At 54.5% G+C, this 2,231-nt stretch carries 3 protein-coding genes; all 3 read right to left on the bottom strand.

Going from position 1 to position 2,231, the window contains the following annotated elements; all coding sequences use genetic code 11:
• Nucleotides 1-132: 132 nt before the first annotated feature.
• Nucleotides 133-777, bottom strand: coding sequence for a DUF6538 domain-containing protein (locus ACTXGA_RS24410; RefSeq protein ID WP_443397309.1), 645 nt, complete (start codon nt 775-777; stop codon nt 133-135).
• Between the two features lie 691 nt (nt 778-1,468).
• Nucleotides 1,469-2,047, bottom strand: a complete 579-nt coding sequence (locus ACTXGA_RS24405; RefSeq protein ID WP_443397310.1) for a TRAP transporter large permease subunit — start codon at nt 2,045-2,047, stop codon at nt 1,469-1,471.
• A gap of 43 nt (nt 2,048-2,090) precedes the next feature.
• Nucleotides 2,091-2,231 (bottom strand): integrase core domain-containing protein (locus ACTXGA_RS24400; protein WP_443397308.1); only part of this gene is annotated, 141 nt, incomplete at its 5' end.

The following is a 2,231-nucleotide window of genomic DNA, read 5'->3' as shown; positions in this document are numbered from 1 at the left end:
TTCAAAGCCAGTTCCGAAGCCGCCAAGAAAACAAGAAAGGAGACGCCGGCATTGACCACAACATGACCGCCGAGGAATAAACAAGGGTGGGTCAAATCTCGGTGAAAAAACCGGGTCACTTCTCAGCGGAAATCAACAGTTTGCCGTCAGCTTGGTCTTTTCCAGACGTTCCAGCCAGTGCTTCTTGAAGGCCATCGCATTGGCTTCTGATATCTGGCTTATCGGTTTGTCCTCGACAACTTCGATGAAGGATGCAGCCGCCCGCTCATATTTCGACACCCAGGCCCGGGTCTGATACGCGTTCTTTCGCGAGATCTTGGTCGCGTGGTGGCGCTTCATCAACTCGGCCATTTCCGACACCTTCACGTCGGGCAATTGTCTGGCGCCAAGAACGGCAGGAACCGCCTCCGAGGTCGTGCCAAAACTGTCGATCTTTTCGATTCGGGCCAGCATATCTTCGAGCGGTCCGCTCACGATATTCTGCAAAGGGCGAAAAGGCAGCGAGAGGGTTTCCAGGAAACTCGTCATTTGAACGAAGCTGTCGATGGTGCTCCGTCCCTCTTTCTCGGCCAGCAGGGTCTCCCACTGCAGTTCAAGCTGGGTGCGCATTTGCTCGAGCTTGACCCTGGCTTGCCGGCGATCGCGTGTTTTTAGCGATTTGTTGACTTCGCGCCGCGTTTCAACGCTGCAGAACCGGGTGGGAACGCGAAACCGCGCGTAGTACATCCGCCCGCGCAGTTCCAAGCCGTCTGAAAGGGTCGAGGATTTGTTGCTCATGGTCTGCTCCACAGTCTGCCCCACAAAGGAGCGGTTGCATGGATCGCCTCGAACACGGTCTCGGAGACGATTTCTGCAACGGAACTGGGTGTTTAACCGTGGGCGCGGAAATGGTTTCTCCTCTGCCCGGTTTGCCGTGTGGGGGCACCACTATTTATTCGCAAGGCTCTGTTTTTAATATATTCTTATTGAGGCCTTGGTTCTTTACCCACCTTTGCGCCGTCGTTCATGTCAGTGGTGCGTATCATTTGAAGACAACTCAAACCACAGAGCGCCGACTCCAAACTCCCGCGCTTTAGGTCCGATGATCGAGCTTGGGACTGCAGATTTGCGATTCTCAACGTCCTTCGTGGCGGGAGCCTTACATTCAATGCTTCGCTCAGGATCGGCTTTGAGTAGGTGAGTTTTTACGTGCCGTGTGGCTCTGATGATGTGACTGTCCTCCTTGTTGGATCATCGCAGACCCACTTTGCGCATAGATGCCGTCGGGGGCGGCCACATTATCAGAGCCGAGCTTCGGTCGGAACCGCGAAGTCATTGTATTGTGAGGGATCTGGTTCTTAGTTGTTCATGAAATTCTGTAAATGTAATGTTTCGGGTTGATGACTGCTGCCTGGACAATCGTGACAAAAACGCAAGTTGGCGGGAAGCGAAGGAGCGAGCTCACCCGCCATTTCTCTTGCGTTTACTGTTAGCCAACCGTCGTACCCAGCCACAGGGTGATTGCCGGGAACGCCACCAGCAATGCGAGACGGATCACATCGACAGCAATGAATGGCACCAAGCCCTTGAATATCCGAACTACGGGAACGTCGGGCAGGACGGCCTTGAGAACGAACACGTTCATTCCGACGGGCGGCGTGACTAGTGCGATCTCGGTCACGACGATTACGATGATGCCGAACCAAACCAGATCGAATCCTTGAGCGACGACGATTGGCGCAAAGAGCGGCACGAAGATCAGAATAATCGCCATGGAGTCCATAACGCAACCCAGCACGAGGAATACGAGCATGATCGCGAAGATCAGCGCATAGCCTTCGAGGCCTGTTGACTGGACAAGTGCAAGGACCCCTGCCGCCAACCCCGAAAGGGTCAGAAGCTTTGACAGCATCAGCGCGCCAAACAGGACAGTATAGAGAGAGACTGACGTATAGGCTGTGTCGATTATGACCTTGCGCAGTACTTTCCAGGTCAGGCGCCCGTGAAAGGTCGCAATCAGGATCGCAAGGCCTGCCCCCATGCCTGCGGCTTCGGTCGGGGTAAACAGTTTCGCATATGATCAGCCGCACTTGAGTGGTCCAGTTTGAATGTTAGTGCATGATTGGCCTTGGTTCCATCGGGACGATGGTTTCCGGGGCCGGTGGGCGGTAGCCCAAGGCACTATGCGGGCGTTTCGTGTTGTAGTGTTTCCTCCATTCTTCGATTAGGATTTGGGCTTCGCGCAGGCTGTA

Origin of the sequence: Antarctobacter jejuensis (assembly GCF_052266595.1) — a bacterium.
In the GTDB taxonomy this organism is placed as follows: Bacteria; Pseudomonadota; Alphaproteobacteria; order Rhodobacterales; family Rhodobacteraceae; genus Antarctobacter; species Antarctobacter jejuensis.
The sequence above is the reverse complement of the archived record's forward strand: the minus strand, read 5'-3'. Positions and strand labels throughout refer to the sequence as shown.

Coding starts and splice junctions, on each gene's coding strand:
- ACTXGA_RS24410 (WP_443397309.1), bottom strand. CDS start 777: ATGAGCAACAAATCCTCGACCCTTTCAGACGGCTTGGAACTGCGCGGG.